Annotated in this window: 6 protein-coding genes and 2 pseudogenes; 2 read left to right on the top strand and 6 right to left on the bottom strand. The window is 66.7% G+C overall.

The genetic code is table 11. The annotated features are described in order from the left end of the window. Positions 1–187 (top strand): annotated as a pseudogene (locus AC1DY5_RS42070) (methylglyoxal synthase); the annotation flags it as partial. Positions 188–232: 45 nt separating this feature from the next. After that, a complete protein-coding gene (locus AC1DY5_RS42065) occupies positions 233–466 on the top strand; it encodes a DUF2789 domain-containing protein (protein ID WP_478120361.1) in 234 nt (77 codons plus the stop codon). 19 nt (positions 467–485) lie between these two features. Here AC1DY5_RS42065 and AC1DY5_RS42060 read toward each other — a convergent pair whose 3' ends face one another. From AC1DY5_RS42060 to AC1DY5_RS42035, 6 genes and pseudogenes are all read right to left on the bottom strand, one after another. Continuing rightward, positions 486–1,190 carry a fumarylacetoacetate hydrolase family protein gene (locus AC1DY5_RS42060; protein ID WP_478120360.1) on the bottom strand — a complete coding sequence of 235 codons (705 nt, stop codon included), beginning with the start codon at positions 1,188–1,190 and terminating at the stop codon, positions 486–488. A 48-nt stretch (positions 1,191–1,238) separates the two neighbouring features. Continuing rightward, on the bottom strand, positions 1,239–2,456 hold the full coding sequence (locus AC1DY5_RS42055) for an NAD(P)/FAD-dependent oxidoreductase (protein WP_478120359.1): 1,218 nt from the start codon (positions 2,454–2,456) through the stop codon (positions 1,239–1,241). Beyond that, positions 2,453–3,811 carry an MFS transporter gene (locus tag AC1DY5_RS42050; RefSeq protein ID WP_478120358.1) on the bottom strand — a complete coding sequence of 453 codons (1,359 nt, stop codon included), beginning with the start codon at positions 3,809–3,811 and terminating at the stop codon, positions 2,453–2,455. The genes AC1DY5_RS42055 and AC1DY5_RS42050 overlap by 4 nt, the downstream gene beginning before the upstream one ends. Positions 3,812–3,935: 124 nt before the next feature. Next, on the bottom strand, positions 3,936–4,253 hold the full coding sequence (locus AC1DY5_RS42045) for a non-heme iron oxygenase ferredoxin subunit (RefSeq protein ID WP_478120357.1): 318 nt from the start codon (positions 4,251–4,253) through the stop codon (positions 3,936–3,938). 8 nt (positions 4,254–4,261) lie between these two features. Then, positions 4,262–4,732, bottom strand: a complete 471-nt coding sequence (locus AC1DY5_RS42040) for an aromatic-ring-hydroxylating dioxygenase subunit beta (protein WP_478120356.1) — start codon at positions 4,730–4,732, stop codon at positions 4,262–4,264. A gap of 1 nt (position 4,733) precedes the next feature. Next, positions 4,734–4,905: pseudogene (locus tag AC1DY5_RS42035) on the bottom strand (salicylate hydroxylase); the annotation flags it as partial.

Below are 4,905 nucleotides of genomic sequence, written 5' to 3'. Positions count from 1 at the left end.
GGTGCTGAACCGCGCCTGCAGCAAGGTGATCTTCTTCGAGGATCCGCATGTGGCACGCCAGCACGAGGCCGACATCCAGCTGCTCGAACGCGCGGTGTGCACGGCTTCGAAGGACACCACCTGCTTCAATTCGCCGGCCATGGCTGAACGTTGGGCTGCGGCCGTGTCGCTGCAACCGGCGAGATGATCCGCCTCTCTTCTCTTCGGCGCTCGTTCGACCRAAAATGAGCGCATGGACCTTACCGACCACAGCCTGAAGAACCTTTTCGCACAACTCGGCCTGCCGAACTCGAAAAGCGAGATCGACGCGTTCATCGAGCGGAACGGCCCGCTTCCGGGGACCGTTGAGCTTGCCGACGCACCCTTCTGGACGGCGGGCCAAGCGGCGTTTCTGCGAGAAGAGATCAACGAGGATGCCGAATGGGCCGAGTTGGTCGATCAACTCGATGCGCTCCTGAGGCAATAGCCGGCCGCGGGAGCCGCCGCTATTCGGCCGGGCCGACCGTGAGCACGATCTCGCCGACGCCGGCGATGCGGCCTTCGACGCGGTCGCCCGGCTGCAGCGGGCCAACGCCCTCCGGCGTGCCGGTGAAGATCAGATCGCCGGGTTGAAGATGGTAGAACTTTGAGAGGTCCTCGATCAGCTCGGGGATGCTCCAGATCAGCTTGGACAGATCGGAGCGCTGGCGTACCTGCCCGTTGACGCCGAGCCCCAGCGCGCCGTGGTCCAGCACGGTGCCCGGCATGGGCACGACTTCCGACACCACCGACGACTGCTCGACGTCCTTGCCGAGGTCCCAGGGCCGGCCCTTCGCCCGGGCCGCCAGTTGCAGGTCGCGCCGCGTCATGTCCAGGCCGCAGGCGTAGCCGTAGATCAGCCGGGCGGCGTCGGCGCGGCCGACGCGGAAGCCCGGGGCTCCGATGACCAGCACCAGCTCCATCTCGTGGTGGTAGTTGCCGGTTTCCGGCGGATACGGCACGGTGGCGCCGGATTCGACCAGCGTCGACGGGCTCTTGGTGAAATAGAACGGCAGCTCGACGCTCTTGTCGACCGGACGGCCCATCTCGACGGCGTGGGCGTGGTAGTTGCGCCCGACGAAGAACAGGCGGTTGATGGGCAGGCGCCCGGTCTTGCCGCGCACCGGCAGCGATGGCACGGGGGGAGGGGTCCAGAGGTAGGCAGGGTTCATGATCTTCAGGAGAGGGGTTTGGGATCCGGTCGGGCGTCGGGCCTCGATTCAGAACTTGGCGAGCGGCAGCGCGAGGTCTCCGAGACGATTCGGGTCGACGCTGGTGCGGCGTTCGATCAGGCGCCGCGCGAAGCGCAGGTCCCGCGCCGCGTTGGGGCCCAGCGCCGCGACCACCTTGCCGGCGTCGAGGAAGAACACCACGAAGCTGTTGGAACCACGATCCCCGCGCACCACCACCTGGTGCGCCGGCGTCGGCATGCCGAAGATCTGGAGATTGACGTCGTACTGATCCGACCAGAACCATGGCAGCGGCTGATGATTCACCGTGATGCCGAGCGCAGCGCGGGCGGCGGCGATGCCTTGCTCCTGGGCGTTCTGCCAGGACTCGAGCCGCATCCGCCGGCCCGCCCATTCGCAATGCCATGTCGCGACATCGCCGGCGGCCAGGATGTCGGGGTCCGACGTGCGGCATTGCGCATCGACCCGCACGCCCGCCTCGCAGGCCAACCCGGCTTCGCGTGCCAGCTCGTCGTTGGCGACCAGTCCGACACCGACGAGGACCGCATCGCAGCCCAGCGTGCGGCCGTCGCCGAGCGCGACCGCCAGGCTCCCTTGCGCGTCCCGGGCCAGTCGCTCGACCTGCGCGCCGAGCTCGACGCGGACGCCGTGCGAGTGGTGAAGCTGCAGCAGGTAGTCGGAGATTTCGGGTGGAACGCTGCGCTCGCACAAGCGCCCCATCGCCTCGACGACGGTCACGTCCATGCCCTTCTTCCTGGCGGTGGCGGCCACTTCGAGGCCGATCCATCCGCCGCCCACGACCAGCAGCCGCTTGCCGGCGGACAGCGCGGCGCCGAGCGCCGCCGCATCCTCGATGCTGCGCAAGCTGAAGACGCCGGGCAGGTCGGTGCCGGGGACGTTCAGTCGGCGCGCCCGTCCGCCGTTGCACAGGATCAGCTTGTCATAGTCGACGGGCTCACCCTGCGTCAGGTGGAGCTGTTTCGCAGACCTGTCGATCCGGGTCGCGCCGACCTTCGGCCGCCAGTCGATCTCGAGCAGGTCGAAGGCTTCGTGCTTCATCAGGGCGGTGGACGCCGCGGGCGCTTCCCCCGAGAGCACCGCCTTCGACAGGGGCGGGCGCTCGTAGGGACGATGGGCCTCGTCGCCGATCAGCACGACACGTCCCTTGAAGCCTTCGCTTCGCAGAGTCTGCGCGGCCCAGCCGCCGGCCTGGCCGGCACCCACGATCACCACGGTCTCGGTCGTCATTTGGCGGCCACCGCGTTGCGGATCGTCGCGCCGGCATCGGCGCTTTGCGAGGATGCCGAACGACCCTGGTGGATGAGCAGAGTCACCACCGCCGCGAGCACAGCCGGGAGGGCGATCGCGACGAAATTCTGTTGCAGCGGAAGCGCCATGCCGACCAGCGCGCCGATCAGGATCGGCCCCAGCAATGCGCCGATTCTGCCGACGCCCAGCGCCCAGCCGATCCCCGTGCTGCGCACGGCCATCGGGTAGAACTGGCCGACGTAGGCCAAGTTCACGATCTGGGTCCCGATGGTGCAAGCGCCGGCCAGTCCGACCATCAGGAACAGCACGGGCGTCGGCAGGCCCTGGCCCAGCAGCGTAATGGAAATGGCTGCGAGCACATACATCGCGACCAGCACGAACTTGATGGGCAGCCGGTCGGACAGCCACCCGCCTCCGATCGCGCCGATCATGGCGCCGAAGTTCAGCACCAGCACGAAGCTCAGTGCCGAACCCAAGCTGAAGCCTGCGCTGGCCATCAGCTTGGTGAGCCACGAGCTGAGTGCGTACACCATGAAGAGGCACATCAGGAACGACAGCCAGAACATCAGCGTGCTGAAGCCACGCCCTTCACGGAACAGCTGGCCGATCGGCGTGGGGCCCGCCCTGTCTTGCTGCGGGAGGGAAAAGCGGTCGCCCGCCAGCGGCTGGTAGCTCGGGTCGAGGCGCGAGGCGATGTGCCGCAGTTCGTCGAAGCGACCCTCCCTGATCAGGAAGGGCATCGACTCCGGGAACGAACGAATAATCAGCGGGATCAGCAGCACAGGCAGGCCCGCGACGATGAAGACGGACGGCCAGCCGAGACGCTCGATCATTCCCTTGCCGACCAGGGCTGCCAGCATGCCGCCGACGGAGTACCCGCTGAACATCAGCGTGACCATCATGCTGCGGATCTTCAGCGGCGAGTATTCGGTCATCTGGGCGACCACGTTGGGCATCACGCCGCCGATGCCGACGCCGGCGATGAAGCGAAAGATGCTGAACATCACCGGGTCGCCGGCCAGTCCCGCGGCGGCCGTGAAGACGCTGAACAGCGCGACGCAGATCGCGACCGCCCAGCGCCGCCCGATCCGGTCGGCGACGGTGCCGAGGAGGATGTTGCCGAACATCATGCCGAACAGCGCCGAGCTCACCATCAGGCCGGCGTTCGCGGGGGCGACGTTCATGCTCTGCATGATCGCGGGCAGGGCAATGCCGACGACCGCGAGGTCATATCCGTCGAAGATGATGATCAGGGCGCTCCAGAACAGCACCAGGCCGTGGAAGCGATTGAAGCGCGCCTTGTCGGCGAGCGCATGGACGTCTATGTGGCGCATCGATGTCTCCAGGTAGGTCGATGAGTGAACTCTGGCGTGGGCGAGGATTCATGCACTGCAAGTGCCGGGGCATGCCGCGGCGACGCCTCGTGTTCCCGAGGTCGCCGAGCGGAGTGGGAGCGGCTCAGTCCAGCGCGAGGAACACGCGGCCGGCTTCGATCCTGACCGGATAGGACCGAATCGCTTCGGTCACCGGCGCGCAGGCGGGCTGCCCATTGCGGACGTCGAACTTGCCCTGGTGCAGGGGGCATTCGATCTCGTGCCCGTCGAGGAAGCCCTCGCACAGGCGGGCATGCCCGTGGGTGCAGATGTTGTCGGTGGYGTAGATCCGGCCCTCCACGCTGTACAGCGCGATGTCGCGGCCATCGACCAGCATGCCGACCACGTCGTCTGCGGGCACCTGGTCCACCGGTGCGGCATCGGTCCATTGAGAAATGCGCATGAGGGGCCTCAGATCGGATAGATGATGGAGTTGGGGATCATTTCGCTGTCGTAGATGACTTGCCGCGAAGCGAACTTCAGGCCGTGCCCGGTGCGAACCACGGTGTCGATGTAGCGGCCGACGCTGAAGACGGAAGAAAGCTCGGACAGCTTGGTGCGGAACACCGCGTAGTTGGCCTCGCATTCGAAGCGATCCGACCCGGCTTTCAGGACCAGCGGCGTTCCGACCAAGTGGCGCTGGTAGTAGGGGTCGTGGAACAGCGTCTCGCGAATGCCGTAGACGCGATCCTTCAGCATGCCCTTGCTCTCGAACGACAGCGTAGCGAGCGGAAAGCCGCGTTCGTGGTTCTCGCGCGGCTGAAGGCGGTAGCTGCATTCGTCCGTGAAGAATTCCGGCCAGAGCTCCCACTGCCCAGCGCTGAGCACGTTGGCGTAGTCGGCGTAGAGCTGGGTCAGTGCGAAGTAGTCCTGAAAGTCCATCTCAAGCCTCCATGACCTTGCGCCAGTAGGCGTACATGCCCCGGATCAGGGTCTCGGTGACCATGTGGTCGGTGTCGCCGACTTCGCGCCCGCCCAGTTCGGCGAGCGTGCGGTGGAAGGGCTTTTGCTCGAAGCCCTTCTGCGACAGCTCGATGACCTCCCCGTCGTCGGCC

The organism is Variovorax sp. P4_D9 (assembly GCF_056401695.1).
The sequence above is the reverse complement of the archived record's forward strand: the minus strand, read 5'-3'. Positions and strand labels throughout refer to the sequence as shown.

What these genes read in the sequence shown, in the direction of transcription:
- AC1DY5_RS42065 (WP_478120361.1), top strand. Translation starts at nt 233, where the DNA reads ATGGACCTTACCGACCACAGCCTGAAGAACCTTTTCGCACAACTCGGC.
- AC1DY5_RS42060 (WP_478120360.1), bottom strand. Translation starts at nt 1,190, where the DNA reads ATGAACCCTGCCTACCTCTGGACCCCTCCCCCCGTGCCATCGCTGCCG.
- AC1DY5_RS42055 (WP_478120359.1), bottom strand. Translation starts at nt 2,456, where the DNA reads ATGACGACCGAGACCGTGGTGATCGTGGGTGCCGGCCAGGCCGGCGGC.
- AC1DY5_RS42050 (WP_478120358.1), bottom strand. Translation starts at nt 3,811, where the DNA reads ATGCGCCACATAGACGTCCATGCGCTCGCCGACAAGGCGCGCTTCAAT.
- AC1DY5_RS42040 (WP_478120356.1), bottom strand. Translation starts at nt 4,732, where the DNA reads ATGGACTTTCAGGACTACTTCGCACTGACCCAGCTCTACGCCGACTAC.